The 26,642-nt window shown below is 73.2% G+C and carries 21 protein-coding genes and 1 pseudogene; 7 read left to right on the top strand and 15 right to left on the bottom strand.

The window, feature by feature from the left end:
- Positions 1-145 precede the first annotated feature (145 nt).
- Positions 146-1,417: an LCP family protein gene (locus tag PUR61_RS30605; protein WP_329882743.1), complete on the bottom strand. Its 1,272-nt coding sequence runs from the start codon at positions 1,415-1,417 to the stop codon at positions 146-148.
- A 211-nt stretch (positions 1,418-1,628) separates the two neighbouring features.
- Between PUR61_RS30605 and PUR61_RS30600 the strand changes: the two genes are divergently transcribed.
- On the top strand, positions 1,629-2,966 hold the full coding sequence (locus tag PUR61_RS30600) for a UDP-glucose dehydrogenase family protein (RefSeq protein WP_329882742.1): 1,338 nt from the start codon (positions 1,629-1,631) through the stop codon (positions 2,964-2,966).
- A 90-nt stretch (positions 2,967-3,056) separates the two neighbouring features.
- Here PUR61_RS30600 and PUR61_RS30595 read toward each other — a convergent pair whose 3' ends face one another.
- Positions 3,057-4,505 carry a glycoside hydrolase gene (locus PUR61_RS30595; RefSeq protein ID WP_329882741.1) on the bottom strand — a complete coding sequence of 483 codons (1,449 nt, stop codon included), beginning with the start codon at positions 4,503-4,505 and terminating at the stop codon, positions 3,057-3,059.
- Between the two features lie 269 nt (positions 4,506-4,774).
- Between PUR61_RS30595 and PUR61_RS30590 the strand changes: the two genes are divergently transcribed.
- Positions 4,775-5,551, top strand: a complete 777-nt coding sequence (locus PUR61_RS30590) for a TIGR04222 domain-containing membrane protein (protein ID WP_329882740.1) — start codon at positions 4,775-4,777, stop codon at positions 5,549-5,551.
- Positions 5,552-5,621: 70 nt separating this feature from the next.
- Here the strand turns inward: PUR61_RS30590 and PUR61_RS30585 are convergent, their stop codons facing one another.
- The 4 genes from PUR61_RS30585 to PUR61_RS30570 form a co-directional block, all read right to left on the bottom strand.
- A complete protein-coding gene (locus tag PUR61_RS30585) occupies positions 5,622-6,041 on the bottom strand; it encodes a CoA-binding protein (protein WP_329882739.1) in 420 nt (139 codons plus the stop codon).
- Between the two features lie 203 nt (positions 6,042-6,244).
- Entirely contained in the window at positions 6,245-7,477 is a 1,233-nt protein-coding gene (locus PUR61_RS30580; protein ID WP_329882738.1) for a dipeptidase, read from the bottom strand.
- A gap of 23 nt (positions 7,478-7,500) precedes the next feature.
- Positions 7,501-8,034, bottom strand: coding sequence for a 5-(carboxyamino)imidazole ribonucleotide mutase (purE, locus tag PUR61_RS30575; protein ID WP_329882737.1), 534 nt, complete (start codon positions 8,032-8,034; stop codon positions 7,501-7,503).
- The gene (locus tag PUR61_RS30570; protein ID WP_329882736.1) at positions 8,031-9,188 is read right to left on the bottom strand and encodes a 5-(carboxyamino)imidazole ribonucleotide synthase; all 1,158 of its coding nucleotides are present in this window, start codon (positions 9,186-9,188) and stop codon (positions 8,031-8,033) included. Before PUR61_RS30570 ends, purE begins: the two co-directional genes overlap by 4 nt.
- A 241-nt stretch (positions 9,189-9,429) precedes the next feature.
- Between PUR61_RS30570 and PUR61_RS30565 the strand changes: the two genes are divergently transcribed.
- Both PUR61_RS30565 and PUR61_RS30560 read left to right on the top strand, forming a co-directional pair.
- A complete protein-coding gene (locus tag PUR61_RS30565) occupies positions 9,430-10,035 on the top strand; it encodes a GtrA family protein (RefSeq protein WP_329882735.1) in 606 nt (201 codons plus the stop codon).
- Positions 10,036-10,219: 184 nt separating this feature from the next.
- Positions 10,220-10,504, top strand: a pseudogene (locus PUR61_RS30560) (ester cyclase); the annotation flags it as partial.
- Positions 10,505-10,567: 63 nt separating this feature from the next.
- Here PUR61_RS30560 and PUR61_RS30555 read toward each other — a convergent pair.
- Together PUR61_RS30555 and PUR61_RS30550 are read right to left on the bottom strand one after the other, a co-directional pair.
- On the bottom strand, positions 10,568-11,815 hold the full coding sequence (locus PUR61_RS30555; RefSeq protein ID WP_329882734.1) for an ATP-binding protein: 1,248 nt from the start codon (positions 11,813-11,815) through the stop codon (positions 10,568-10,570).
- A 72-nt stretch (positions 11,816-11,887) separates the two neighbouring features.
- Positions 11,888-12,562: a response regulator transcription factor gene (locus PUR61_RS30550; protein WP_030300686.1), complete on the bottom strand. Its 675-nt coding sequence runs from the start codon at positions 12,560-12,562 to the stop codon at positions 11,888-11,890.
- A 330-nt stretch (positions 12,563-12,892) separates the two neighbouring features.
- Here PUR61_RS30550 and PUR61_RS30545 point away from each other — a divergent pair, with 330 nt between their 5' ends.
- Together PUR61_RS30545 and PUR61_RS30540 are read left to right on the top strand one after the other, a co-directional pair.
- Positions 12,893-14,401 (top strand): peptide MFS transporter, encoded by a 1,509-nt coding sequence (locus PUR61_RS30545; protein WP_329882733.1) that lies wholly within the window; start codon positions 12,893-12,895, stop codon positions 14,399-14,401.
- Between the two features lie 133 nt (positions 14,402-14,534).
- A complete protein-coding gene (locus PUR61_RS30540; RefSeq protein WP_329882732.1) occupies positions 14,535-16,643 on the top strand; it encodes a S9 family peptidase in 2,109 nt (702 codons plus the stop codon).
- 122 nt (positions 16,644-16,765) lie between these two features.
- On the opposite strand, the gene hutI is transcribed toward PUR61_RS30540, so the two are convergent.
- The 6 genes from hutI to PUR61_RS30510 form a co-directional block, all read right to left on the bottom strand.
- Complete coding sequence (hutI, locus tag PUR61_RS30535; RefSeq protein ID WP_329882792.1) at positions 16,766-17,935, bottom strand: imidazolonepropionase; 1,170 nt, start codon at positions 17,933-17,935, stop codon at positions 16,766-16,768.
- 150 nt (positions 17,936-18,085) lie between these two features.
- On the bottom strand, positions 18,086-19,435 hold the full coding sequence (locus PUR61_RS30530; RefSeq protein ID WP_329882731.1) for a formimidoylglutamate deiminase: 1,350 nt from the start codon (positions 19,433-19,435) through the stop codon (positions 18,086-18,088).
- Positions 19,426-20,625, bottom strand: a complete 1,200-nt coding sequence (locus PUR61_RS30525) for an allantoate amidohydrolase (RefSeq protein WP_329882791.1) — start codon at positions 20,623-20,625, stop codon at positions 19,426-19,428. Before PUR61_RS30525 ends, PUR61_RS30530 begins: the two co-directional genes overlap by 10 nt.
- Before the next feature lie 29 nt (positions 20,626-20,654).
- Positions 20,655-22,322 (bottom strand): urocanate hydratase, encoded by a 1,668-nt coding sequence (hutU, locus tag PUR61_RS30520; RefSeq protein WP_329882730.1) that lies wholly within the window; start codon positions 22,320-22,322, stop codon positions 20,655-20,657.
- A gap of 424 nt (positions 22,323-22,746) precedes the next feature.
- Positions 22,747-23,067: a hypothetical protein gene (locus PUR61_RS30515; protein WP_329882729.1), complete on the bottom strand. Its 321-nt coding sequence runs from the start codon at positions 23,065-23,067 to the stop codon at positions 22,747-22,749.
- A 42-nt stretch (positions 23,068-23,109) separates the two neighbouring features.
- A complete protein-coding gene (locus PUR61_RS30510) occupies positions 23,110-23,979 on the bottom strand; it encodes a MurR/RpiR family transcriptional regulator (protein WP_329882728.1) in 870 nt (289 codons plus the stop codon).
- Positions 23,980-24,296: 317 nt separating this feature from the next.
- Between PUR61_RS30510 and PUR61_RS30505 the strand changes: the two genes are divergently transcribed.
- On the top strand, positions 24,297-24,740 hold the full coding sequence (locus tag PUR61_RS30505) for a hypothetical protein (protein WP_329882727.1): 444 nt from the start codon (positions 24,297-24,299) through the stop codon (positions 24,738-24,740).
- A 141-nt stretch (positions 24,741-24,881) separates the two neighbouring features.
- Here the strand turns inward: PUR61_RS30505 and hutH are convergent, their stop codons facing one another.
- Complete coding sequence (gene hutH, locus PUR61_RS30500) at positions 24,882-26,465, bottom strand: histidine ammonia-lyase (protein ID WP_443035264.1); 1,584 nt, start codon at positions 26,463-26,465, stop codon at positions 24,882-24,884.
- Between the last annotated feature and the right edge of the window lie 177 nt (positions 26,466-26,642).

The following is a 26,642-nucleotide window of genomic DNA, read 5'->3' as shown; positions in this document are numbered from 1 at the left end:
TCGATGAATGCGGGTCGCTCTCGCCTCTTCAGTCACACTGTCACGGTCGTGACGGGTGTTCAGGCGCGCAAGCCGACCGATTCGACCGGTGGGATTTTGTCAGAATCCTCCACATCGGCACGGATGTCCCCATGGCCGGCGGAGGTCAGTCGACGTCCGTCCCGAGGAGGTCGCCGGTCCGGTGCTCCTGGAAGTACTGCGCCGTCCGGTCGTTGCGCACCGCCTCCCAGAGCTGGGCGGCCGGGCCTTCGTCCAGCAGCACGACGCTCTGCCCGTCCCGGGTGTCGAAGCCGCCGAAGGGCGCGTTCATGAACCGCACGTCGTCGGCGCGCAACGAGCGCAGGCTCCAGGCGAGCTGGTACAGGTCGGTGTTGGAGAGCCGGTCGTCGACGCCGACCACCTCGCCGACCGTGCCCAGCAGGCCGCCGAGCCTGGACGGGCTGGTCAGCGTGCCGGAGTCCATGACCTTCAGCATCAGCGCGCGCAGGAAGTTCTGCTGGCGCTTGGTGCGGTCGAGGTCGCCGCCGGGGAGGCCGTAGCGCTCGCGGACGTAGAGCAGCGCCTGCGCGCCGTCCATGTGGTGGGTACCGGCCTCCCAGGCCCGGGCCTCGCCGACGCCCTCGATGGTGCGCGGGACGGTGATGTCCACGCCGCCGACGGCGTCGGTCAGCGCGCGGAAGCCATTCCAGTCGATCACGGCGACGTGGTCGATACGGATGCCGGTGAGGTTCTGCACGGTCTCGGTCATCAGCGCCGGGCCGCCCCAGGAGTAGGCGGCGTTCAGCTTGGCTTCGCCGTGGCCGGGGATCGGCACCCAGGTGTCGCGGGGGAGCGAGACCAGGGTGGCGGAGCGGCGGTCGTCGGAGAGGTGCAGCAGCATCATGGTGTCGCTGCGGGCCGCACCCGCCTGCCAGGCCGGGCCCTTGGCGGCGCTGCCGGTGGTCGGTGCGTCGGAGCGGGCGTCCAGGCCCACCAGCAGCAGGTTGAGGCCGCTCGCCGGGACCGGCCGGGGCTGGGCGGACTCCGGCGCGGTGGGGAAGGCGTCCGGGATCCGGTGGACGGAGGAGGCGTAGTGCTCGGCGGTCCAGTACAGGGCGCCGCACCCGCCGACGACGAGGACCAGCAGCATGGAGAGCGTCCAGAGCAGGACGCGCCGGGTACGGCGGCGCCGGGCCGGCGGCTCGGGAGTCTCAGGGCTCTCGGGGCTCTCGGGACCGGAGGCAGACGCGTCAGCCTCCCGGGCGTCAGGATCCCGGGCGTCGGGACCGGGGGGACCGGTCGGCGGGGCGGTGGAGGCGCGCGGCTCGAACAGGCTCAGCCCGGACGGGGCCCGCACCTCCCCCGGACGCTCCGCCCCCGCCCCGCCCGTCACTTCGTCGTCCGTCCGACCGCCCACCCGTTCGCCATCCGCCGCCATGCGCGCATTGTGCCGCCGGTCACAGTCGCCGCGCGGGGTTTCCGCCGAGCCCGCGCCCGCGTACGCGCCCCCTGCCCGGAAAGTGAGGCTGCGGCGGCCGAAACCGGAGGTCACACGGGACGGCATGGGCCCGGCTCGTGCGGCCGGATAGCATCGGTGGGCGCGGCCCCCACCGGGACCGTCACCCTCAGCTCGTTCCGAAGGGGAAACCGTGACCCTCCGCATCTCCGTGATCGGCACCGGCTATCTCGGTGCCACCCACGCCGCCGCCATGGCGGAGTTCGGCTTCGAGGTGCTGGGCCTGGACATCGACCCGGAGAAGATCGCCACCCTGACCGCGGGCCAGGTGCCGATGTACGAGCCGGGCCTCTCCGAGCTCCTGCTCAAGCACGTGGCGGGACACGAGGGTTCGACCGGCCGGCTGCGGTTCACCACCTCCGCGAAGGAGGCTGCCGAGTTCGGCGACGTGCACTTCGTCTGCGTCAACACCCCGCAGCGCAAGGGCGAGTTCGCCGCCGACATGTCGTACGTCGACGCGGCCGTCGACGCGCTCGCGCCGCACCTGACCCGCCCGGTGCTGGTGGTCGGCAAGTCCACCGTCCCGGTCGGTTCGGCGAGCCGGCTGGCCGAGCGGCTGGCCGCACAGGCACCGGTCGGCGAGGCCGCCGAACTGGCCTGGAACCCGGAGTTCCTCCGTGAGGGCTTCGCCGTCCAGGACACCCTGCGCCCGGACCGGATCGTGATCGGCACCCGCGACGGCCGCGCCGAACAGCTGCTGCGCCAGGTGTACGCGGAGCCGATCGCCGCCGGGGTTCCGTTCCTGGTCACCGACTACGCCACCGCCGAGCTGGTGAAGACCGCCGCCAACTCCTTCCTCGCCACCAAGATCTCCTTCATCAACGCGATGGCGGAGGTCTGCGAGGCGGCCGGCGCCGACGTCACCCAGCTGAGCAAGGCGCTCGCGCTGGACGAGCGGATCGGCGGCAAGTTCCTCAACTCCGGTCTCGGCTTCGGCGGCGGCTGCCTGCCGAAGGACATCCGGGCGTTCATGGCCCGGGCCGGCGAGCTGGGCGCCGATCAGGCGCTGACCTTCCTCCGCGAGGTCGACTCGATCAACATGCGCCGCCGCTCCCGGATGGTCGAGCTGGCCCGCGAGCAGTGCGTCGGTGGCTTCCTGGGCCGCCGGGTCGCCGTCCTCGGCGCCGCGTTCAAGCCCAACTCCGACGACATCCGGGACTCCCCCGCGCTCAACGTCGCCGCCCAGATCCAGCTGCAGGGCGCACAGGTCACCGTCTACGACCCCAAGGCGATGGACAACGCCCGCAAGATGTTCCCCGGCCTGACGTACGCCGGCTCGCCGCTGGAGGCCGCCGAGGGCGCGCACGTCGTCCTGCACCTCACCGAGTGGCAGGAGTTCCGCGAGCTCGACCCCGCCGAACTGGGCGCGGTGGTCGCCGAGCGCCGCCTCCTGGACGGCCGCAACGTGCTCGACGCCGACGCCTGGCGTGCCGCCGGCTGGACCTACCGGGCCCTCGGCCGCCCGAGCTGACCCGACCGGGACGGCGCCCCGGTCAGTGGGCCGCCCCGGTCAGTGCCCGATCGGCGCCCCGCCCGCATCCGGACGGGGCACCGGCTGCTGCTACAGGTAGACGTCCGAGACCTCGAACGTCTGGACGCTCAGCGCACCACAGCCCGACCAGAAACGGCCGCCCTGGATCAGGGTGTCCTCGTAGTACCGGTAGCGCTGGCCGTCACCGACGCCGGTGACCCAGCGCTTGACGAGGGCGCCCTCCACCCCGGGCCCGCCGAACCGGGACAGGTCGAAGGTGAGCCACTGCGCGTTCTGGTAGTTGGCGGCGACGATGACCAGCTTGTGGTTGACGCCGTCGTACGCGGCGACCGCGTCGGGGTGCCCGGCGTCGATGATCCTCATACCGGGGCGGATGTGCCGCATGTACTGGGCGAGCACGTAGTACTTGGGGTTGACCTCCACGATCACTCCCTCGTCGAAGTTGATCGCACCGTGGCCGCGCCAGTCGAGGATCTGCCAGGCGACCCACGCGGTCGGGTGGAGCAGGCGCAGGTCGGCGTTGAGGTTCTGCGCGAGGGCCAGGCCGTGCCCCCACTCGTCGCCGTACTCCGAGAGCCAGATCCGCTTGCCGTCGGCCGACACGGCGTCGTACAGCCCGGCCCGGTCGCCGCCGAGCGCGTCGTAGCCGTGCACGTTGACCCGCCCGGTGGCCGCCTTCGTCGCGGCGTCGAAGGACGGGCTGGTCCAGGTGTTGAGCGCCAGCGCGGTGCCGTTCTCGTCGAGTCCCGCCACCAGCGTCCCGGTCAGGCCCCGGGCGTCGAGCTGGGCCCGCGTCAGCCGGATGAGCTCGGCCTGCTGGGCGTGCGTGTAGAAGCAGCCCTCCTGGATGGTGTCCATCAACGGCTTGTACCCCCAGTTCAGGCCGGGCTCGTTGACCGGCTGGACCGAGGCGAAGTCGATGCCCCAGTGGTCCCGCGCGTAGCGGGCCACCGTCGCCAGGTAGGCCGCGTGACGGTCGAAGTTGCCGTCCTGGAGGTTGCAGAGGCCGTCGGCGGCACCCTCGGGGTTGTCGTTCTTGAGCATCCACCACTGCGGCGAGTTGGCGAAGAGCTCGAAGGTGTCCACGCCGCGCTGCTTGGCCTGCTGGAGCACGGCCCGCTGTCTGGCGTCCACGGTCCAGTCGAAGCTGGACGAGTCCGGGTCGGCGGAGGACCAGTCGCGCTGGAAACCCTCGATCTTCTTGAGCCCGTCGAGCCCGCTGGTCGACTGCATCTGCCGACCGCCGACCGCGTAGTCGCCCGAAGCCCCGGCGCAGTACCGGACGATGTTCATGCCCAGACCCGGCAACTGCTGTCCCAGGTACGGGACGGTGTTCCGGGTGAACAGGACGTCCGCCAGGTCCTCCCGCGGGCCGAGCTTGTTCGCCCACCAGGCCAGACTGGTGCCCCAGCCCTCCCACGTCCCCCACTGGACCGTCGGGTCGACGGTCGTACTGAAGTCCGCCCAGGCCCGGCCGGTTCCCGCCGCCATGGCCATCGCACCGAGTGGCGCTGCCACGAGACCGCGCAGAATCGTACGACGCTCCATCAAATCCCCCCAAACGTGCGCGCACGGACCCCCGGCGCGATCTGCATCGTGCACTACCGAAACCGCTGGAGCCTAGCCCACCGGAGAAGGCGGACGGGCGAGGGGCCGGTGAACGGGCGGAGAGCGTTCGACCGGCTCGCGCCGCCAGGTCGGCCGCCTTGTGCCGGGCCGTCACCACTCCCACACTGTGGAGGCGGCGGCCGGCCGGGCCGCCTCGGAGCGGGGGTGCCGTGGGAGCCGTGACCGTCCTGTTCATCGCCTCCGTCGTGGTGGTGGGCTACAACGTGTTCAGGGCCGCCACGGCCGTGGCGGCCCTCCGCCGGGCCGAACGGACCCCGAGGCGCTCGGGCTTCACCACGGGGCCCTACGAACTCGCCTACCTGGCGGAGCACCTGGCCGAGACCGCGATCGCCGTGATGCACCAGGAGGGCCGGCTGACGGCGTCCCGCTCGGGCACGGTCACCGTCACCGATCCGGCCACCGCCGCCGAGATCGAGGTGCCCGCCGAGGCCACCGTGGTCCTCGCCGTCGGCCCGACCCGGACCCGCGGCCTGGCCGACCTGCTCGACGACCGGCGGCTCTCCGGGTGGCAGCTCTCCGAGGCGTCCGCGGAGCTCCACGACCGCCTGGTGGCGTCCGGTCTGCTCCGGGACCAGCGGCTGTACGCGAAGGCGCGGGCCGGTTACCAGTCGGCGCCCTTCGCGCCGGTCCTGGTCGGGCTGGCAGGGGCGGTCGCACTCTGGCAGGCGGATCTGCACGAGGGTCCGGTGCGACTGGTCCAGGTGGGCTTCGGGGTCGTGCTCGCGGCGGCCCTCGCTGTCGCCCTGTGGCCGCGGCCCCGGCCGAGCCGCACCACCGAGCTCGGCCGGAAGGTGCTGGCGCGGGCCCGGTCCTCCTCCGCGGGGGACTCCCCCGCCGTCCTCGTCGCGCTCGGCGGGCTCGCCGCGCTCCCGCCGGACCACCCGCTGGCGACGGCCGGGGCGGCCACCTACGTCCCGCCCGGGACCGCCCGGTAGGGGCCGGACGACCGGGGCCGAAAGGGCAGGGCCGGAAGGTCAGAGCCGGAAGGTCAGGGCCGGACAGGGCCTATCGGGTGGCCGGGCCGAGCCTCGGGATCTCGATGGCGGGGCACCTGTCCATCACCATCTCCAGCCCGCCGGCGCGCGCCCGCTCGTACGCGCCCTCGTCGATCACGCCGAGCTGGAACCAGACGGCCTTGGCGCCGATGGCCGCGGCCTCGTCCACGACCGGCCCGGCGAGGTCGGAGTTGACGAACACGTCGACCACGTCGACCTCGAAGGGGATCTCCGCGAGGGAGGCGTACCCCTGCTCGCCGTGCACCGTCTCCGCCTTCGGGTGCACGGGCACGATCCGCTTGCCGAAGCGCTGGAGCACCTCGGCCACCCCGTAGGCCGCGCGCCGCCGGTTGGACGAGAGGCCGACGACGGCCCAGGTGTCGCCCGTCTCGGTCAGGATCCTGCGGACCGTCTCCGGGTCGCCGTACATGCCGTGCCTCCTCGTGTCCCGCTGTGCCGGTGCTCTCGGGCTGTACCCGGCGCTCCGGGCGCCGGGGCCTCGTCATGCCCAGCGCAGCCCGGCGCCGGGTCATTCCCGCTCGCGGACGCCCGGGAGCCGGGCACGGCGGGCGGACCCGCCAGGACCCGGCTCCCGGGCACGGGCCCGGGCCTGGGCACGGGCCCGGCGCGGGGTCAGGAGCCGTCGAGCTGCCCGATGGTGGCGATCGACGGCGTCCGGCCGGCTGCACGCAGCCGGGCACCGGCGGCCTCGGCGTCGCGCAGGACGCGGACCGCGTTGTGCCAGGTCAGCTTCCCGAGATCGGTCTCCGACCAGCCGCGGCGCAGGAGCTCGGCGATCAGGTTCGGGTACCCGGCGACGTCGTCGAGGCCGGACGGGAGGAAGGCGGTGCCGTCGAAGTCGCCGCCGATGCCGATGTGGTCGATGCCGGCGACCTCGCGCATGTGGTCGAGGTGGTCGGCGACGGTGGACGCGGTGGCGATCGGACGCGGGTAGGTCTCCTCGAACGCGCGCTGGCAGGCCATGCCCGCGGGCGTCGTGTCGAGGTGGTCGAAGCCGTGGGCAACCATGTTCTCGTCGGCGGCGAGGGTCCAGTCGATGGCGGCGGGCAGGATGAACTTCGGCACGAAGGTGGCCATCGCCACGCCGCCGTTGCCGGGGAGCAGGCCGAGCACGTCGTCCGGGATGTTGCGCGGGTGGTCGCAGACCCCGCGGGCGGAGGAGTGCGAGAAGATCACCGGCGCCTCGGCGACCCGCAGGGCGTCGCGCATGGTGTCGGCGGAGACGTGCGAGAGGTCGACCAGCATGCCGAGCCGGTTCATCTCCCGGACGACCTCCTCGCCGAAGGCGGTGAGGCCGCCGGCGACCGCCTTGTCGGTGGCCGAGTCGGCCCACGGGGTGTTGTCGTTGTGGGTGAGCGTCAGGTACCGGACGCCGAGCGCGTACAGCGCGCGCAGGGTGGCGAGCGAGCAGTCGATGGAGTGGCCGCCCTCGGCGCCCATCAGGGAGGCGATCCGACCCTCGGCGCGCGCGGCTTCGAGGTCGTCGGCGGTGACGGCGAGCCGCAGCCGGTCGGGGAAGCGGTCGACCAGCGCGTGGACGAAGTCGATCTGCTCCAGGGTCGCGCTGACGGCGTGGTCCCCGGCGAGCCGGGAGGGTACGTAGACGGACCAGAACTGCGCACCGACCCCGCCCGCGGTGAGGCGGGCGAGGTCGGTGTGCAGACGGGCGCTCTGGTCGGCCGCCAGGTCGAGCGCGTCGAGGTCGTAGCCGACCTGCTCGCGCATCGCCCACGGGAGGTCGTTGTGACCGTCGACCACGGGGGTGTCACGGAGGACGGCTCCGGCGCGCTCCAGCAGGGCCGGGGAGGCGGTGGAGGCGGAGGGATCCAGCAGCTCAGAGGTCATACGAGCTGTTGTATCCGATTTGCCTACTTCCCAAAGCCGAAGGAGGGGGAACCCGCCACCTTGGCCCGAAGCTTCCGGCCCTTCTCGGTCGCCTGGTTGTTCAGCTCGGCCTGGAAGTCCGTCATCTTCTCGGCCAGCTCCGAGTCGAACGCGGCCAGCATCCGCACCGCCAGCAGGCCCGCGTTGCGCGCGCCCGCCACCGAGACGGTGGCCACCGGCACGCCGGCCGGCATCTGCACGATCGACAGCAGGCTGTCCATGCCGTCCAGGTAGCGCAGCGGCACCGGCACGCCGATCACCGGCAGCGGGGTGACGGAGGCGAGCATGCCCGGCAGGTGGGCGGCGCCGCCGGCCCCGGCGATGATCGCCTTCAGCCCGCGCCCGTGGGCGCTCTCGCCGTACGCCACCATCTCGCGGGGCATCCGGTGCGCCGAGACGACGTCGACCTCGTAGGGGATCTCGAACTCGTCGAGGGCCTGGGCGGCGGCCTCCATCACGGGCCAGTCGGAGTCGGAGCCCATGACGATGCCGATCAGGGGCGCGGTGGGGGAGGTCATTCGGTGATCGTTCCTCGCAGGTAGGCGGCCGCGTGACGGGCGCGCTCACGGACGTCGTCGAGGTCGTCCCCGAAGACGTTGACGTGGCCGACCTTGCGGCCGGGCTTCACGTCCTTGCCGTACATGTGGATCCGCAGGCCGGGATCGCGGGCCATGCAGTGCAGGAAGGCGTGGTACATGTCCGGGTAGTCGCCGCCGAGGACGTTGACCATCACGGTCCACCGGGCGCGCGGGCGGGGGTCGCCGAGCGGCAGGTCGAGGACGGCCCGCAGGTGGTTCTCGAACTGCGACGTGACCGCGCCGTCCTGGGTCCAGTGGCCGGAGTTGTGCGGGCGCATGGCCAGCTCGTTGACCAGGATCCTGCCGTCCCGGGTCTGGAACAGCTCGACCGCCAGGTGGCCGGTGATGTCCAGCTCGCCGGCGATCCGCAGGGCCAGCTGCTGGGCCTCGTCGGACAGGGCCGGGTCGAGGTCGGGCGCGGGGGCGGTGACCTCGGCGCAGACGCCGTTCTCCTGGACGCTCTCCACCACCGGGTAGGCGACCGCCTGGCCGCTGGGCGAGCGGACCACGTTGGCGGCCAGCTCGCGGACGAAGTCGACCTTCTCCTCGGCGAGCACCGGGACGCCGGCCCGGAACGGGGCCGCGGCCTCCGTCTCGTCGTCGACGACCCAGACCCCCTTGCCGTCGTAGCCGCCGCGCACGGTCTTCAGGACGACCGGGTAGCCGGCGCCCTCCGCCGCGAACGCGGTCACGTCGGCCGGGTCGGCGACGAGCCGGTGCCGCGGGCAGGGCACGCCGATGGAGTCGAGCGTCGCCCGCATCACGCCCTTGTCCTGGGCGTTGACCAGCGCCTCCGGGCCCGGCCGGACGGCGATGCCGTCGGCCTGCAGGGCCCGCAGGTGCTCGGTCGGCACGTGCTCGTGGTCGAAGGTGATCACGTCGCAGCCGGCCGCGAAGCGGCGCAGGGTGTCGAGGTCGCGGTAGTCACCGAGGACGGTGTCGGAGACGACCTGTGCGGCCGAGTCCTGGGGGGTGTCGGCGAGGAGCTTGAACCGGATCCCGAGCGGGATACCCGCCTGGTGCGCCATGCGGGCCAGCTGCCCGCCTCCGATCATGCCGACCACTGGAAAATTCGCATTGCCCGGAGAAGTCACCCCGCCAGGATATCCGGGCCGGTCGGAGGGTGTGGAACCGCTCCGGCAGTCGGGGCGTCTACGGTTCGGGGCCCTTCGATACCGTACGGAGGGGCTGAGCCGATCGGCGGAACCGGGTAGCCTGGACGGCCAGGTCCTGGTACGCGTGATCCGATCATGTGCGTGCACGCAGGGCTCAAGGGGCCGACCGCGTTCACGCGCCGGGCCCCTTTCGTCCGCAGGCACATGGAGGCAGCCCGGTATGGCGACGACCACGGCGTCGAACCCCTCACTGGCGCAGAAACTGCGCGGCATGTCGGGCGAGGTGGTGAAGTTCGGCCTCGTCGGCCTCAGCGGCGTGGTGGTCAACTTCGTCGTCTTCTGGGTCTGCCTCAACGGCCTGCACCTCGCCTCGCTGCGCTCCAACATCGCCGCCACGCTGGTCGCGATCGCCACCAACTACCTGGGCTACCGCTACTGGCTGTACCGGGACCGCGACGCCGCCTCGCGCAAGCGCGAGATCACGCTCTTCCTGGTGTTCAGCGGCGCCGGCATGCTGATCGAGACCGGGGTGCTCGGCATCACGGTGTACGCGCTCGGGTTCTCCTCGCACTTCGAGCAGCTGGCCGCCAAGGTGGCCGGCCTCGCGCTGGGCACGGTGTTCCGCTTCGTCTCGTACCGGACCTGGGTGTTCAAGGCCGTCCCCGAGTCGACGACCGCGCCGTCGGCCGCGCCCGGGACCGTGCCCGCGCCCCTGGCCGAGGCGCTGGCCGAGACCGTCGCCGGGACGGCTCCGGCGGCCGGTGTGGTCGCCCAGGCCGAGCTGATGCTGGCCGCCCAGGAGATCCGGTACGCCAAGGCCGAGTAGCGGCCACACCCGGCCCGCCCGGGTCCCGCTCGCCCGCCCGCGTCTCGCCCGCCCGGGTCCCGCTCGCCCGCCCGGGTCCCGCTCCTCCGCTTGCCCCGCCCGCTCCGGCAAGAGGAGAGTGGTGACCGAGGGCGAGCACGGCCGGCGAACGATCGAGTCCGAGGGGGAACCCAGGAGGCTCGTCATGGCGTTCGTCCAGATCATCGACTGCAGGACCGACAGGGTGGACGAGCTCAACGGTCTGCTGGACCGCTGGGCCGAGCAGACCGAGGGCCGGCGGACGGTCGACCACGCGGTGCTGGCCACCGACCGGTCGGACCCCCGGCACGTCGTGGAGATCGTCGAGTTCGCGTCGTACGAGGACGCGATGCGCAACTCCCGGCTGCCGGAGACGGACCGGATCTTCCGCGAGATGGTCGCGCTCTGCGACGAGCCGCCCGCGTTCACCGATCTCGACGTGGTCCGGGAGGCCCGGTTCTGACCCGCCCCGTTCCCCGGGTCGCCGCCGCCGCCCGCCAGGCCCCGTCCGGGCCTAGACGTCGCGCCGGCTGCGGCCGAGGAAGAGTGCGAAGACCGCAGGCCGCAGCGAGAGCAGCTCCAGCCGGCCGCCGTCGGCCTCCGCGAGGTCGCGGGCGACGGCCAGCCCGATCCCGGTCGAGTTGCGGCCGCTGACCGCGCGTTCGAAGACCCGGTTGCCCAGTTCGGCGGGCACCCCGGGGCCCTCGTCCTGCACCTCGACCACCGCCGACGTCCCGGACGGCCGGACCCGCAGGGTGATCGTCCCGGCGCCGTGCATCAGCGAGTTCTCGATGAGGGTGGCCAGCACCTGGGCGACCGTGCCGGGGGTACCGACCACGGTCACCCCGTGCAGGCCCTCGACCTGGAGCACCCGTCCGGTGCCGCGCAGCGACGCGCCCCACTCCTCCACCTGCTGCTTGACGACGTCGTCGAGGTCGAAAGCCACGGCGGTGGGGCTGCGCGGGTCGCGCTGGGTGGTGAGCAGCCGCTGGACGACGTCGGTGAGCCGCTCGACCTGCTGGAGGGCGATGGTGGCCTCCTCCTTGACGGTGTCCGGGTCCTCGGCGAGCGCGGTGATCTCCTCCAGCCGCATGGAGAGTGCGGTCAGCGGGGTGCGCAGCTGGTGGGAGGCGTCGGCGGCGAGGCGGCGTTCGGCGGTGAGCATCCGGGCGATCCGCTCGGCGCTGACGTCGAGGACCTCCGCGACCCGGTCGAGTTCGGGCACGCCGTAGCGGCGGTCGCGCGGGCGCGGGTCGCCGGAGCCGAGCCGTTCGGCGGTCTCGGCGAGGTCGGTGAGGGGGCGGGCGAGCCGTTTGGCCTGCCAGACGGCGAGGGCGACGGCGGCCTGGACGGCGAGCAGCGCGACCACGCCGAGCAGCAGCAGCATGTTGGCGATCTCGTGGTCGACGGCGGCCCGGGACTGCTCGACGGTGACGGTCTCGCCGCTGACGCCCCGCTCGACCGCCTTGAGCAGGTGGTTCCCGTCGGGCCGGTGTCCGCTGGAGACGGTCGACTGGCCGGGGATGTCCACCTCGACGTACTGGCCCTCGGAGACCTGGTTGGCGAACTTGTCGCCGGTGACCGGCTCGTTGGCCGCCAGCCGGTTCTCCACCAGGGAGAGCACCCGGACGGCGGCCGCGTCCACCCGGTCCTGGGCGGAGCTGACGATGGTGCGCTTCTCCACCAGGGCGAGCGGGACGCAGAATACCACGACCACCACGAGGACGACGCCGAGCAGCGAGTTGATCATCCGGCGTTTCACGCTGGCGCTCCCCGTGGTGGTGCGAAGTGGTGGTGCCTGCCCGGGTGCCGGGGCATCGCGCCCCCCCGGGCCCTAGTTCTTCTCGAAGCGGAAGCCCACGCCGCGCACGGTGGCGATGTAGCGGGGGTTCGCGGCGTCGTCGCCGAGCTTCTTGCGCAGCCAGGAGATGTGCATGTCGAGGGTCTTGGTGGAGGTCCACCAGGTGGTGTCCCAGACCTGGCGCATGATCTCCTCCCGGGTGACCACCCGGCCGGCGTCGCGCACCAGGACCCGCAGCAGCTCGAACTCCTTGGCGGAGAGGGTGAGCTCCTCCTCGCCGAGCCAGGCGCGGTGCGACTCGATGTCGATCTTGACCCCGTGCGCCCCGGTGGTCAGCTGGTCGACGTTGCCGCGCCGGAGCAGGGCGCGGACCCGCGCGAGCAGTTCGGCGAGGCGGAACGGCTTGGTGACGTAGTCGTCGGCGCCGGCGTCCAGGCCGACCACCGTGTCGACCTCGTCGGCGCGGGCGGTGAGCACCAGGACGGGGCAGCTGCGGCCGTCGGCGCGCAGCCGGCGGCAGACCTCCAGCCCGTCCATCTCGGGCAGGCCGAGGTCGAGGACGACGAGGTCGACCTCCTCGCCGAGTCCGGCGGCGAGCGCGGAGGGGCCGTCCTCCCGGACGAGCACCTCGTAGCCCTCGCGGCGCAGGGCCCGGGCGAGCGGTTCGGAGATCGCCGGGTCGTCCTCGGCGAGCAGCACACAGGTCATGTGGTGATGGTAGTCCGCCCGGGTACGGCCGTTGCGGCCGTGAGGTAGTTCACAGTGCGTGATCGTTATACGGAGTGCGATCAAGCCTCAACCGACACGCCCGGCCCGGTCGTTCGGCGAAGATTCTGCTCTTGGATCTTGCAACTGAAGGAATTAAGGCTGGTCTACCATGGATAGATCCAGCGAATCTGTCGCCGCCTTTGCTATCGGCATACCTAATTGCCATGTTTTGTCAGCTGATGACGCCAAATATCGCCACGTAGAGTGGTTCCGTCCACGTCCGCCGCCACCCCCCTTGGCGGACGCTGTCAGGCAAGGAACCCACTACACATGGCGTCTACGACCCTGGAGTCCGGCGTACAGCCGGCCTCTCCCAGCGGCAAGACCTTCCTCGGGCACCCCCGGGGCCTCGCCACGCTCTTCATGAGCGAGATGTGGGAGCGCTTCAGCTACTACGGCATGCGTGCCCTGCTGGTGCTCTACATGACCGCCTCCGTCACCGACGGTGGCCTCGGCATGAAGCTCGCCGTCGCGAGCGCCGTCTACAGCGTGTACACGGCCATGGTCTACCTGCTGGCTCTCCCGGGCGGCTGGATCGCCGACCGCTTCCTCGGCGCCCGGAAGACCGTCGCCCTCGGTGGCTCGATCATCATGATCGGCCACTTCATGCTGGCCCTTCCGGCGAGCGTGTCGTTCTTCGCCGGCCTCGCGTTCATCGCGGTCGGCTCCGGTCTGCTCAAGGCCAACATCTCGACGATGGTCGGCCACCTCTACGACGGTCCCAACGACCCGCGTCGTGACGGCGGCTTCACCATCTTCTACATGGGCATCAACCTCGGTGCCTTCGCCGCCCCGCTGATCATCGGCACCATCGGCCAGGAGGTCGACTGGCACCTCGGCTTCGCCCTCGCCGGCGTCGGCATGGCCCTGGGCCTCACCCAGTTCCTGCTCGGCACCCGCCACCTGAGCGCCAAGAGCGACGTGGTGACCTCGCCGATCCCGCCCGCCGAGAAGAGCGCCATCTTCAAGAAGGCCGGCCTCTGGCTGGCGGTGGCCGCCGTCTTCTACGCGGTCGTCGCGCTGACCGGCCACTTCACCATCAACTGGGCGATCTGGCCGCTGTCGATCGCGGGCATCGCGCTCCCGGTCTTCGTCTTCGCCAAGGTGAAGCGGGACAAGGACCTCGACGAGACCGAGCAGTCCCGGATGAGCGGCTACATCTGGTTCTTCGTCGCCGCCGCCGTCTTCTGGATGATCTACGACCAGTCCGGCTCGACGCTGAACATCTTCGCCCAGGACAACACCTCGTCGACCCTGTTCGGCTTCGACTTCCCGTCCAGCTGGTTCCAGTCGCTCAACCCGCTGTACATCATGGCGCTGGCCCCGGTCTTCGCCTGGCTCTGGGTCCTGCTGTCCCGCAAGGCCAAGAACCCCAGCACCACCATGAAGTTCGCCTTCGGCCTGCTCATGATCGGTGCCTCGTTCATGGTCATGATGCTGGCGATGGCCGCCGCCTCGGGCGGGGCCAAGGTCACCCCGCTCTGGCTGGCGATGGTCTACCTGATCCAGACCGTCGGCGAGCTCACCCTCTCCCCGGTGGGCCTCTCCGTCACCACCAAGCTGGCCCCGGCCAAGTACGCCAGCCAGATGATGGGCGTCTGGTTCCTCGCGGTCACCGCGGGCGACTGCGTCGCCGCCATCTTCCAGCTCGTCCTCGGCGACGGGGTGGTCGGATCCACCTGGTACTTCGCGGTCCAGGGCGGCATGGCGATCGTCGCCGGCGTGGCCCTCGCGATGTACCGCAGGAAGGTCGTCCGGCTGATGGGCGACGTCCACTGACGACGCCCGGCCGCACCGCCTGACCGTCTGCCTCCGGGGCCGGCACGGAGTCCCGAGCTCCGTGCCGGCCCCGGTAGCCGTTCCGGACGGCCCCGGGTGACCGGACCGGCACCGGCGTGTCAGTGTGCCGACCATGACCCATGGCCCCGTACACGAACGCCCGCCGACCCTCCCCCGCCAGCTCGCGCGCACCCGGCGCTTCACGCTCGGCGCACCCGCCCGGCCGACGATCTCCGCCGACGGCCGGACCGTCCTCTTCCTGCGCAGCCGCTCCGGCGACGACCCGGTCTCCTGCCTCTGGACGCTCGACACCGGCAGCGGCGAGGAACACCTGCTCGCCGACCCCGCCGCGCTCGGCGTCGACGAGAGCGACCTGCCCGACGCCGAACGCGTCCGCCGCGAACGCGCCCGCGTCCTGACCGGCGGCATCACCGCGTACGCCACCGACACCGCCGGCCGGCTCGCCGCCTTCGCCCTCGGCGGCACCCTCTGGCTCGCCGACACCGGGACCCGCGAGGTCCGGCCCGTCCCCACCGGCGGAGGGGTGTACGACCCGCGCCCCGACCCCACCGGCCGCCGGATCGCCTATGTCCGCGCCGGCGCCCTGCGGGTCGTCGAGGCCGACGGCACCGGCGACCGCGCGCTCGCCGAACCCGAGCACCCCGAGGTCGGGTACGGCGTCGCCGAACACGTCGCCGCCGAGTCCATGCACCGCAGCCGGGCCCACTGGTGGTCCCCGGACGGCACCCGGCTGCTGGTCGCGCGGGTCGACGAGCGCCCGCTGCGCCGCCTGCACCTCGCCGACCCGTCCGACCCGGCGAGTCCCCCGCGCACGATCCGCTACCCGCTGGCCGGCACCGCCAACGCGGACGTCTCGCTCCTGCTGCTCGGCATCGACGGCTCCCGCACCGACGTCCCCCGGGACGGCGCCGCCTCCGAGTACCTGACCGCCGCGGGCTGGGACGGCCACGGCCCGTTCGCCGCCGTCCAGAGCCGCGACCAGCGGACGGTGCGCACCCTCGCGATCGACCCGGCCGACGGGTCCACCCGGGTCCTCGCCGAGCGGCACGACGAGCACTGGGTCGAACTCGTCCCCGGCCTGCCCGTGCGCACCGCCTCCGGCCGCCTGATCGACGCCGCCGACATCGGCGACACCCGGCACCTCACCGTGGACGGCCGGCCCGTCACCCCGCCCGGCCGGCAGTTGCACGCGGTCCTCGGCGTCGACGGCGACGAGGTGCTCCTCACCGCCTCCGAGGAGCCGGTGGAGTCCCACCTCTGGGTCTGGAGCCCCACCACGGGCGCCCTCCCGCTCAGCGACGAAGCCGGCGCGCACACCGGCGTACGGCGGGCCGGCACGCTGGTCCACACCGCGCGCACGCCCGGCGCCCCTGGCCCGGTCACCACCGTCCGCCGGGACGGGCATCCCGCCCTCACGATCGCCTCCCGCGCACAGACCCCGGTCCTCACCGCGCGGCCCGAACTGCTCCGGCTCGGCCCGCGCGAACTGCGCGCCGCGCTCTTCCTGCCCGCCGGCCACCGCCCCGCGGACGGGCCGCTGCCCGTCCTGCTCGATCCGTACGGCGGACCGGCCGGCACCAAGGTCTCGGCCGGCGGCGGGTGGCCCGACCTGGTCTCCCAGTGGTTCGCCGACCAGGGCTACGCCGTGCTGGTGGTCGACGGCCGCGGCACCCCCGGACGCGGCCCGCGCTGGGAGAAGAGCGTCTTCGCCGACGTCGCCACCCCCGCCCTCGACGACCAGGTCGAGGCGCTCCACGAGGCCGCCGGCGCCCGCCCCGGTCTGCTCGACCTCGACCGGGTCGGCATCCGCGGCTGGTCCTACGGCGGCTTCCTCGCCGCACTCGCCGTCCTGCGCCGCCCCGACGTCTTCCACGCCGCCGTCGCCGGGGCGGCCCCGACCGACCACCGGCTCTACGACACCCACTGGAAGGAACGATTCCTCGGCCACCCGGACGAGCACCCCGACCGGTACGACGCCTGCTCACTCCTCCCCGACGCCCCCGGACTGCGCCGCCCCCTGCTGCTGATCCACGGCCTAGCCGACGACAACGTGCTCCCCGCCCACACCCTGCGCCTCTCCGCCGCGCTCCTGGCCGCCGGGCGCCCGCACGAAGTCCTCCCGCTCGGCGGCACGGCCCACTCGCCGAGCGACGAGACGGTGTCGGAGAACCTGCTCCACCACCAGTTGGACTTCCTGAAGCGGTCGTTGAAGCGAGCCTGAGCGGCAGGCCCGGGCAGCGGACCCGAACGGCGGCAGGCCCCGGACACGCCGGAGGGGCCGGCGCGTGAGCACCGGCCCCTCCCCCGCCCGGCCGCCCGTCGGGCAGGCTCTCGGGCGGCCCGTCAGACCTCCCGGACGCCCGCCCGCCAGACCGCCGCCGTCAGCGGCACACCCGGACGGTACGCCAGGTGCACGGGAGAGGGTGCCTCCAGCAGCTGGAGGTCGGCCCGGGTCCCCACCCGCACCGTGCCCACGTCCGACCGCCGCAGCGCCCGCGCACCGCCCGCCGTCGCGGCCCAGACCGCCTCGTCCGGCGTCATGCCCATCTCCCGCACCGCCACCGCGATGCAGAAGGCCATCGAACTGGTGAAGCTGGAACCGGGGTTGCAGTCGGTGGAGAGCGCCACCACCGCCCCCGCGTCCAGCAGCCGGCGCGCGTCCGGGTAGACGGCCCGGGTGGAGAACTCGGCGCCCGGCAGCAGCGTGGCGACCGTCGCCGAGCCGGCCAGCGCGGCCACGTCCTCGTCGGTGAGGTGGGTGCAGTGGTCGGCGGAGGCCGCCCCCAGCTCGACAGCCAGCTGCACGCCCGGCCCGTAGGTGAGCTGGTTGGCGTGCACCCGGGGGGTGAGCCCCCGCTCGATGCCGGCGGTCAGGATCGCCCGGGCCTGGTCGCCGTCGAAGGCGCCCTTCTCGCAGAACACGTCCACCCAGCGGGCGTACGGCGCGCAGGCGTCCAGCATCGGCCCGGTGACCAGGTCGACGTACCCGGCCGGGTCCTCCGCGTACTCGGGGGCGACCACGTGCGCGCCCAGGTAGGTGGTCTCCGGCGTGTACGAGGAGGCGATCCGCAGCGCCCGGGCCTCGTCGGCGACGGTCAGCCCGTACCCGGACTTGCACTCGACCGTCGTGGTGCCCTGCCGCAGGGCCTCCCGCACCAGCCGGGCCAGGTTGGCGTCGAGTTCGGCGTCGGCGGCGGCCCGGGTGGCGGCGACCGTGGTGCGGATGCCACCGGCGGTGTAGGACTGGCCGGACATCCGGGCGTTGAACTCGGCGGTGCGGTCGCCGGCGAAGACCAGGTGGGCGTGCGAGTCGACGTAGCCGGGCAGCAGGGCGCGCCCCGCCGCGTCGAAGCGCTCGTCGGCGGCGGGCGCCTCTGCGGCCGGACCGACCCAGGCGACGGTCGCGCCGTCGATCACCACGGCCGCGTCGGTGAGCAGGCCGAGCGGCCCGGTCCCGTGCGCGGGGTCGTTGGTGACCAGGCTTCCGATGCCGGTGATCAGCGTGCTCGGGATGCTCGGGGTGCTCACGTCGTGCCTTTCGGGAACGGGGCCGGGGGAGCGGGCCGAAGCGGCCCGCTCCCCCGGCGTCGACAAGGAGGCGACGACCGGGAGAGGACTCCCGGTCGTCGGCTCGGCGGTCCAACGGCTCAGCAGTTCAGCAGTTCAGCAGTTCAGCGCGGTGATCGAGGTGTGCAGCGCACCCGGCACGTCCGGCACCAGCTGGTGCACGCCGTCCTTGACCACGTGCCGCCCGCCGACCACCACGTGCCGCACGTCGGCCGCCGAGGCGGCGAAGACGGCGATCTCGGCACCGAGCCGGAACGCCGGCCCCGCGGTCCGCACCGAGTCCAACGCGATCACCGTGAAGTCGGCGAACGCACCGGCCTCGATCCGCCCGGCCTCCGGCCAGCCGAGCGAGGCGTGCCCGTCCTCCGTCCCCGCCCGCAGCAGCGAGTTCGCCGTCCAGTGGCCCCGGGTGCGGGTCCGCAGCCGCTCGTTCAGCTCCAGCGCGCGGGCCTCCTCGAACGGGTCGATGACGGCGTGGCTGTCGCTGCCGAGGGTGACCGGGCAGCCGCCGGAGGCGAGGGTCCGGGCCGGGCCGATGCCGTCCGCGAGGTCCCGCTCGGTGGTGGGGCACATGCAGATGGTGGTGGAGGAGTCGGTGAGCAGCTTGACGTCCTCCTCGGTGAGGTGGGTGGCGTGCACGGCCGAGGTGCGCGGCCCGAGCGCGCCGTGGTCGGCGAGCAGCCGGGTCGGGGTGACACCGTGCGCGGCGAGGCAGGCGTCGTTCTCGGCGGTCTGCTCGGAGAGGTGGACGTGCAGCGGGGCCTCGCGCTCCGCCGCCCAGCGCGCGACGGTGCCGAGCTGCTCCGCGGGGACCGCCCGCACCGAGTGGATCGCGGCCCCGATCCGGGCGTGCTCGCGGGCCTTCAGCCCGTCGGCCCGGGCGGCCCAGGTCTCGGCGTCGCCGTCACCGAACCGGAGCTGCGGCCTGGTCGGTTCGGCGCCGAAGCCGGACGACAGGTAGCAGGTGTCGAGCAGGGTGATCCGGATGCCGGCCCGGGAGGCGGCCTCGATCAGCGCCTCGCCCATCGCGTTGGGGTCGTCGTAGCGGGCGCCGCCGGGCGCGTGGTGGAGGTAGTGGAACTCGCCGACGGCGGTGATCCCGGCGAGCGCCATCTCGGCGTAGACGGCGGTGGCGAGCGCCAGGTAGCTGTCCGGGTCGAGCGCACCGGCGAACCGGTACATGGTGTCGCGCCAGGTCCAGAAGGTCCCGGAGCCGACCTGGACGTGGCCGCGCAGCGCCCGGTGGAAGGCGTGCGAGTGGGCGTTGGCCTGGCCGGGCAGCAGCAGGCCGTCGAGCCGGACGGCGCCGGGCGGGCAGGGGCCGCTGTCCGGCTGTACCCGGGCGATCTTGCCGCCCGCGCCGGTGCTGATCAGCACGTCCTGCTCGACCACCGGCCCGTTGGCGTGCGGCAGCCAGGCGTACCGCGCCCAGTAGGTCACTGACACGCCAGGTCCTCCAGTACGTCGGCGAGGGCGGCCACGCCGGCCAGGCAGTCGGCCGTCTCGGCGTGCTCGGCCGGGGAGTGGGAGACGCCGCTCGGGTTCCGCACGAACAGCATGGCGGTCGGGACGGCCGATGCCAGGATCCCGGCGTCGTGTCCCGCACCGGTGGGCAGCACCGGGACGGCGCCCGGTCCGCGCTTGCCGAGGACCTGCGCGAGGCGGTCGCGCAGCGGGCCGTCGAAGTCCACCACCGGGGTGTAGGACTCGCGGGTCAGCTCGACCCGGACGCCGTCGCGCTCGCCCCGCTCGTACGCCGCCCGCCCGATCTCCTCGACGAGCGCGGCCAGCGTGGCCTCGTCGGCGGCCCGGGAGTCCAGCCAGCCGCGGACCAGGGAGGCGATCGCGTTGGTGCCGTTGGGCTCGACGGCGACCTTGCCGAAGGTGGCGAGCGCGTCGGCGAGCTTCGCCTTCTTCCGTGCGGCGAGCACGGTGTTGGCGTAGGTGAGCATCGGGTCGCGGCGGTCCTCGATCCGGGTGGTCCCGGCGTGGTTGGCCTCGCCGTGGAAGTCGAACCGCCAGCGGCCGTGCGGCCAGATCGCCGAGGCCACTCCGACCGGCCGGTCCTCGTCGAGGTAGCGGCCCTGCTCGACGTGGAGTTCGACGAAGGCGCCGATCCGGGCCAGCCGGTCGGAGTCCGCGCCGATCGCGGTCGGGTCGTAGCCGGCCCGCTCCATCGCGTCGGGCAGCCGGACGCCGTCCGCGTCGCGCAGCTCGTGGGCGGCCTCGCGGTCCAGCACCCCGGCGGTGAGCCGGGAGCCGATGCAGGCCACGCCGAACCGGGCGCCCTCCTCGTCGCCGAAGTTGACGATCGCCAGCGGCCGGGTGAACCCGGCGCCCCGCGAGCGCAGTTCGTCCAGCGCGGCGAAGGAGGAGACCACGCCGAGCGGGCCGTCGAAGGCGCCGCCGTCCGGGACGGAGTCCAGGTGCGAGCCGGTGACGACCGCGCCCTCCCCGGCCGGGTCGCCGAGCCAGGCCCACTGGTTGCCGTTGCGGTCCAGCTCGTAGGTCAGGCCGCGGCTGCGGGCCTGCTGCTCGAACCAGGCGCGGCACTCGGCGTCGGCGGAGTTCCAGGCGAACCGGCGGTAGCCGCCGGAGGAGGCGGAGCGGCCCACGGGGAGCAGCTCCGCCCACATCCGCTCGAAGCTGTCGGAGCCGGGCTCGGTCACAGCTCGCCCATCGGGACGCGGACACCGCGCTCGGCGGCGACCTCGTCGGCCCGGTCGTAGCCGGCGTCGACGTGCCGGATGACGCCCATGCCCGGGTCGTTGGTGAGCACCCGGCGGATCTTCTCCCCCGCCAGCGGGGTGCCGTCGGCCACGGTGACCTGGCCGGCGTGGATCGAGCGGCCGATGCCGACGCCGCCGCCGTGGTGGATGGAGACCCAGGACGCGCCGGAGGCGACGTTGACCATGGCGTTGAGGAGCGGCCAGTCGGCGATCGCGTCGGAGCCGTCCAGCATCGCCTCGGTCTCCCGGTACGGGGAGGCGACGGAGCCGCAGTCCAGGTGGTCGCGGCCGATCACGATCGGGGCGGACAGCTCACCGGAGGCGACCATGTCGTTGAACCGCTCGCCGGCCTTGTCGCGCTCGCCGTAGCCGAGCCAGCAGATCCGCGCGGGCAGGCCCTGGAAGTGCACCTTCTCCTGGGCCATCTTGATCCAGCGGTGCAGCGACTCGTTCTCGGGGAAGAGGTCGAGCACGGCCTTGTCGGTCTTGGCGATGTCCTGCGGGTCACCGGAGAGGGCCGCCCAGCGGAACGGGCCCTTGCCCTCGCAGAACAGCGGCCGGATGTACGCCGGGACGAAGCCGGGGAAGGCGAAGGCGCGGTCGTAGCCGGCCAGCTGGGCCTCGCCGCGGATCGAGTTGCCGTAGTCGAACACCTCGGCGCCGCGGTCCTGGAAGCCGACCATCGCCTCGACGTGCCTGGCCATCGACTCGCGCGAGCGCTGGGTGAACTCGGCGGGCTTCTCGGCCGCGTACGTCGCCATGTCGTCGAAGGCGACACCGAGCGGCAGGTAGCTCAGCGGGTCGTGGGCGCTGGTCTGGTCGGTCACGATGTCGATCGGCGCGTCCATCGCGAGCAGCTGCGGGAACAGCTCGGCCGCGTTGCCCAGCAGGCCGATGGAGAGCGGCTGCTTCCTGTCGCGGGCGGCGGTGGCCAGCTCCAGCGCGTGCGCGAGGTTCTTGGCCTCGACGTCCAGGTAGCGGTGCTCGATCCGGCGGGAGATCCGGGACGGGTCGCAGTCGATACAGATCGCCACGCCGCCGTTCATGGTGACGGCCAGCGGCTGGGCGCCGCCCATGCCGCCGAGGCCGGCGGTGAGGGTGATCGTCCCCGCCAGCGTGCCCTCGTAGCGCTTGTTGGCGACGGCGGCGAAGGTCTCGTAGGTGCCCTGGAGGATGCCCTGGGTGCCGATGTAGATCCACGAGCCTGCGGTCATCTGCCCGTACATGGTGAGCCCGAGGGACTCCAGCCGCCGGAACTCCTCCCAGTTGGCCCAGTCGCCGACCAGGTTGGAGTTGGCGATCAGCACGCGCGGCGCCCACTCGTGGGTCTGCATGACGCCGACCGGACGGCCGGACTGGACCAGCATGGTCTCGTCCTGCTTCAGCCCCTCCAGCGTCCGGACCATGGCGTCGAACGAGCGCCAGTCCCGCGCGGCCTTGCCGGTGCCGCCGTAGACGACCAGCTTCGACGGGTGCTCGGCCACCTCCGGGTCGAGGTTGTTCATCAGCATCCGCAGGGCGGCCTCCTGCTGCCACCCCTGCGTCGTCAGCGCGGTTCCCCGTGCCGCCCGCACCTCGCGCGGCCCGCTCGCCTGCTGCACCATGTCCAGCCTCCCTACGGATGAATTCATTCAGTCTCTACTCGGCTGAATATATCCAAACATTCAGCCTCCGGCCAGACCTGCGCACATCCGATCAACACCCGCACGGCCGACCACCGAGCGCTACCCCGAACCCGGCGAACACCAGCCACTCGGCCCAGCGACGGAGAGCGGAGGAGACGACGACGGCCGCCACCGGGCAGCCCGACGGACTCCGCGACACGGCGGAGGAGGTCGAGCGGAGCACCGGCCTTCGCGTCCGGACCGTCGGAGGCACCCCGGTGACGTCACCGCCTCCCCGCGGGAAGCACGCGGGGACCGTCGGACGGCTCTCCCGCCGCGCACCCGTGCCGCTCGCCCGGCCGCTCCCGGGCGAGCGAGCGGCACGGCCGGTCTCCCGGTCCACGCCCCGTGTCGCCGGCCGCCGTCAGGCGGCGGCGTCGCCGTCCCAGTCGATGCCGATCTCGGCGAGCCAGCGGCGGTCGTCGGCGTCCGGGTCTGCGGGGCGGGGCGGGCGGGGGATCTCCTGGACGGGGCCGAGACCGTAGCGTTCCGCGGTGGCGGCCGCGCGGGCGTCGGGCTCGATGACACCGACGTGTACGGCGGTGTCGTCGCCCGGATCGAGGACGGTCAGTTCGGGCTCGGGCAGACGGCGCAGGGTGACGCGGCGTCCACAGGTCGGGCAGGACCACTCGTCGGCGCCCGAGGCGAGGCGGCCGACGAACTTCATCTCGTGGATCACGCGCATGGCGGCACCCCCTGTACAGAGGGATGCCCGGGTTTGTGACGACTACTCCAGAAAGAGCCCGCGCGCCGCGGCCGACTGCTCGATGGATTCCAAACGGGCCTCGGCGCCCGGGAGTTCGTCACACATGGTCTGCAACAGAACGCGCCCGAGCATCATCGGCGCGCAGGCGGTGTCGAAGACCAGGTTGGTCCCGACGGCGGCGGGGAGCATCAGGTCGGAGAGCTTGGCGACGGGGGCGAACGCGCTGTCCGCCACGGTGAGCACGGTCAGCCCGCAGTCCCGGGCGACCGTCAGAGCCTCCATGAGCTCGCGCGGGTAACGCGGCAGGGCGAAGCAGAGCAGTGCGGTGGCACCGGCGGCGGCGGCCTGTTCGAGGCGGTCGGCCAGCATGCTGCCGCCCTCGTCGAGGAGCCGGATGTCGGGGTGCACCTTGGCCGCGAAGTACGCGAAGCCGCGCGCCTGCGCCGAGGCGGCGCGCAGGCCGAGGACGGGCAGCGGGCGGGAGGCCGCGAGGAGCCGGGCGGCGCGGGCGATGGGTTCGGGGTCGGCGAGCAGGTCGGCGAGCAGGCGCAGGTGCTCGATCTCGGCGAGGACGGCCTGCTGGTGCTCGTTGCGGACGGCGTCGGCGGGGGTCTCGGGCGCGGCCGGTTCGCCGGCGCCGAGTTCGCGCAGCTGCTTGCGGAGCGCGGGGTAGCCGTCGTAGCCGAGGGCGACCGCGAAGCGGGTGACGGAGGGCTGGCTGACGCCGGCGAGTTCCGCGACCTCGACGCTGGAGAGGAACGGGGCCTCGGTGGCGTGCCGGACCAGGGAGTGCGCGATCCGGCGCTGGGTGGGGGTGAGCCGGTGTCCTTCGAAGAGCTGGAGCAGCCGGGCGGAGGGGCCGACCGTGCCGGTGTCCTCGGTGGCGGTCATTGCGGTACCTCCGGATGCGAGCTGTTCGGATGACTGTGCAGCAGCGGGCTGCCGCTGGCAAAGACGTCTCGTACGCCGGAACACCGGGTGAGACCTCCGGCGGCCGGCCGGACGGCGGTCCGACCGCCGCCCCCGTGTCCGATCCGGCGGCCGATCCGACCGCCGCCCCCGTGGTCGGTCCGGCGGCCGCGCGGCGACCGGTCGGACCGGCGACCGGGTCGGCCTCCCGGGGGTGACCCTGATTTCCCCCCTAGTCCTCCCGGATTACGGTGCGAACCGATGGACCGACACGCCCTCGTGGGCGCACCCTGGTTGCCATGGACACTCGCCAGGACGACATGCGGCGCGATCTCGATGCCTCGCTGCAGGCCCGCAAGGAGCTCGGCAAGGAGTACGAGTCGGAACTCGTCGATTCCTTCCTCTCCCGGATCGACGCCCGCCTCGACGCCCGGGTGGAGCGCCGGGTCGCGGAGCGGCTCGGCCCCGCCGGTGGCTACGACCCGGCGGAGGGGCACCGGCCGCACGGTCCCGGACGCCGCCCGCACCGCCCGCACGGTTCGGGCGCCCGGGTGGTGCCGATCGTCTCGATGGCGCTGGGCATCCCGCTGTCCGGCATCGCCGGCGGCACCAGCGGGATCTGGGGACTGGTGGTCTGCTGGGCCGGCATCGTCGGCGTCAACGTGTCCGCCGCGCTGGCCGAGCGCCGGCTGGACCGGGCGGAGCGGCGCGCCGCGGAGAGCGTGCGGAGCGACTGGGACTGATCCTCCCCCGGACCGACCACGCCGGGGGACCGGCCGCCTCGGGCGGCCGGTCCCGTCCGGCGCCGGGCCCGTCGCGGAGCCCGCCACAGGGCCCACGGCGGGGTCCGGAGCAGCGCACCGTGCGCTCCGCACGACCGGTCGTCAGGCCAGCGGGCCGGTGACCCGCTCCACCGCGCGCACCAGGTCGCCGGAGGCGACCAGCGCCGCGGCGGCCTCCAGGTCCGGCGAGAGGAAGCGGTCGCGGCCGGCGCCGCCGACCCCCGCCTCGCGGGCGGCGGCCATCGCCGCGGCACTGGCGGGCGCCACCGTGCCGCTGGCGTCGGCCTGCCGGCGGATCTCCAGCGCCCTTGCGGCGGCGGTGAGTTCGACGGCGAGGATCCGGCCGAGGTTGTCGACGGACTGGCGCAGCTTGCGCGCGGCGGACCAGCCCATCGAGACGTGGTCCTCCTGCATGGCCGAGGAGGGGATCGAGTCGACCGACGCGGGCACGGCGAGCCGCTTGTTCTCGCTGACCAGCGCCGCCTGGGTGTACTGGGCGATCATCAGGCCGGAGTCCACGCCCGGGTCGTCGGCGAGGAAGGCCGGCAGGCCGTGCGAGCGGGACTTGTCGAGGAGCCGGTCGGTGCGGCGCTCCGAGATCGAGCCGAGGTCGGCGGCGGCGATGGCGAGGAAGTCCAGCACGTACGCGACCGGGGCGCCGTGGAAGTTGCCGTTGGACTCCACCCGGCCGTCCGGCAGCACCACCGGGTTGTCGACGGAGGCGGCCAGCTCGCGGGAGGCGACGAGCGCGGCGTGGGCGAGGGTGTCACGGCCGGCGCCGGCGACCTGCGGGGCGCAGCGGATCGAGTAGGCGTCCTGGACGCGCGGGGCGTCGTCCTGGTGGTGGCCGGTGAGGCCGGAGTCCTTGAGCACGGCCAGCATGTTGGCGGCGGAGAGCGCCTGGCCGGGGTGCGGGCGGATCGGGGCGTGCAACTCGGGGGCGAGCACCTTGTCGGTGCCGAGCAGCGCCTCCAGGGTCATCGCGGCGGTGATGTCGGCGGTGGTGAACAGCCGCTGCAGGTCGGCGATGGCCATGACCAGCATGCCGAGCATGCCGTCGGTGCCGTTGATGAGGGCGAGGCCCTCCTTCTCCAGCAGCTCGACCGGTTCGATGCCGGCGGCGGCGAGCAGCTCGGCGGCCGGCTTCTCGACGCCGTCGGGGCCGGTCGCGACACCTTCGCCCATCAGGACGAGCGCGCAGTGCGAGAGCGGCGCGAGGTCACCGGAACAGCCGAGCGAGCCGAACTCCCGGACCACGGGGGTGATGCCGGCGTTGAGGATCGCGGCCATGGTCTGCGCCACCAGGGGGCGGACCCCGGTGCGGCCGCTGGCGAGCGTCTTCATCCGCAGGAACACCAGCGCGCGGACCACCTCGCGCTCGACCGCCGGGCCCATCCCGGCGGCGTGCGAGCGGACCAGCGAGCGCTGCAGCTGGGCCCGGAGTTCGGGGCTGATGTGCCGGACGGCGAGGGCACCGAAGCCGGTGGAAACGCCGTAGACGGGGCGGGGTTCGGCCGCCAGGGCGTCGATCCGGGCGCGCGCGACCGCCATCTCGGCGAGCGCGTCCGGGCCGATCTCGACCCGGGCGTTCCCCCGGGCGACGGCCAGCACGTCCTCGGCGCCGACGTCGGCCTTGCCGACCTGGACGAGCGGCGTGTGGGGGGCCGCAGCACTGTGCATATCCATATACACCATCTCACCAGGTGAATGAAGATATGACAACACCTGAGCCCTTCCGGGACTCCGGCGCCGGACCGGTCGGTCACCTGGATTTTCGGATACCGCAGCCGGTGCCGCACGCTGTGGGGGTGACGGGCGCCCCACGGCGCACGCCACGACAACGGACCGGCCCCGGCCTGCACG

It is taken from the genome of Streptomyces sp. BE20 (genome assembly GCF_036322525.1).
In the GTDB taxonomy this organism is placed as follows: Bacteria; Actinomycetota; Actinomycetes; order Streptomycetales; family Streptomycetaceae; genus Kitasatospora.
The sequence above is the reverse complement of the archived record's forward strand: the minus strand, read 5'-3'. Positions and strand labels throughout refer to the sequence as shown.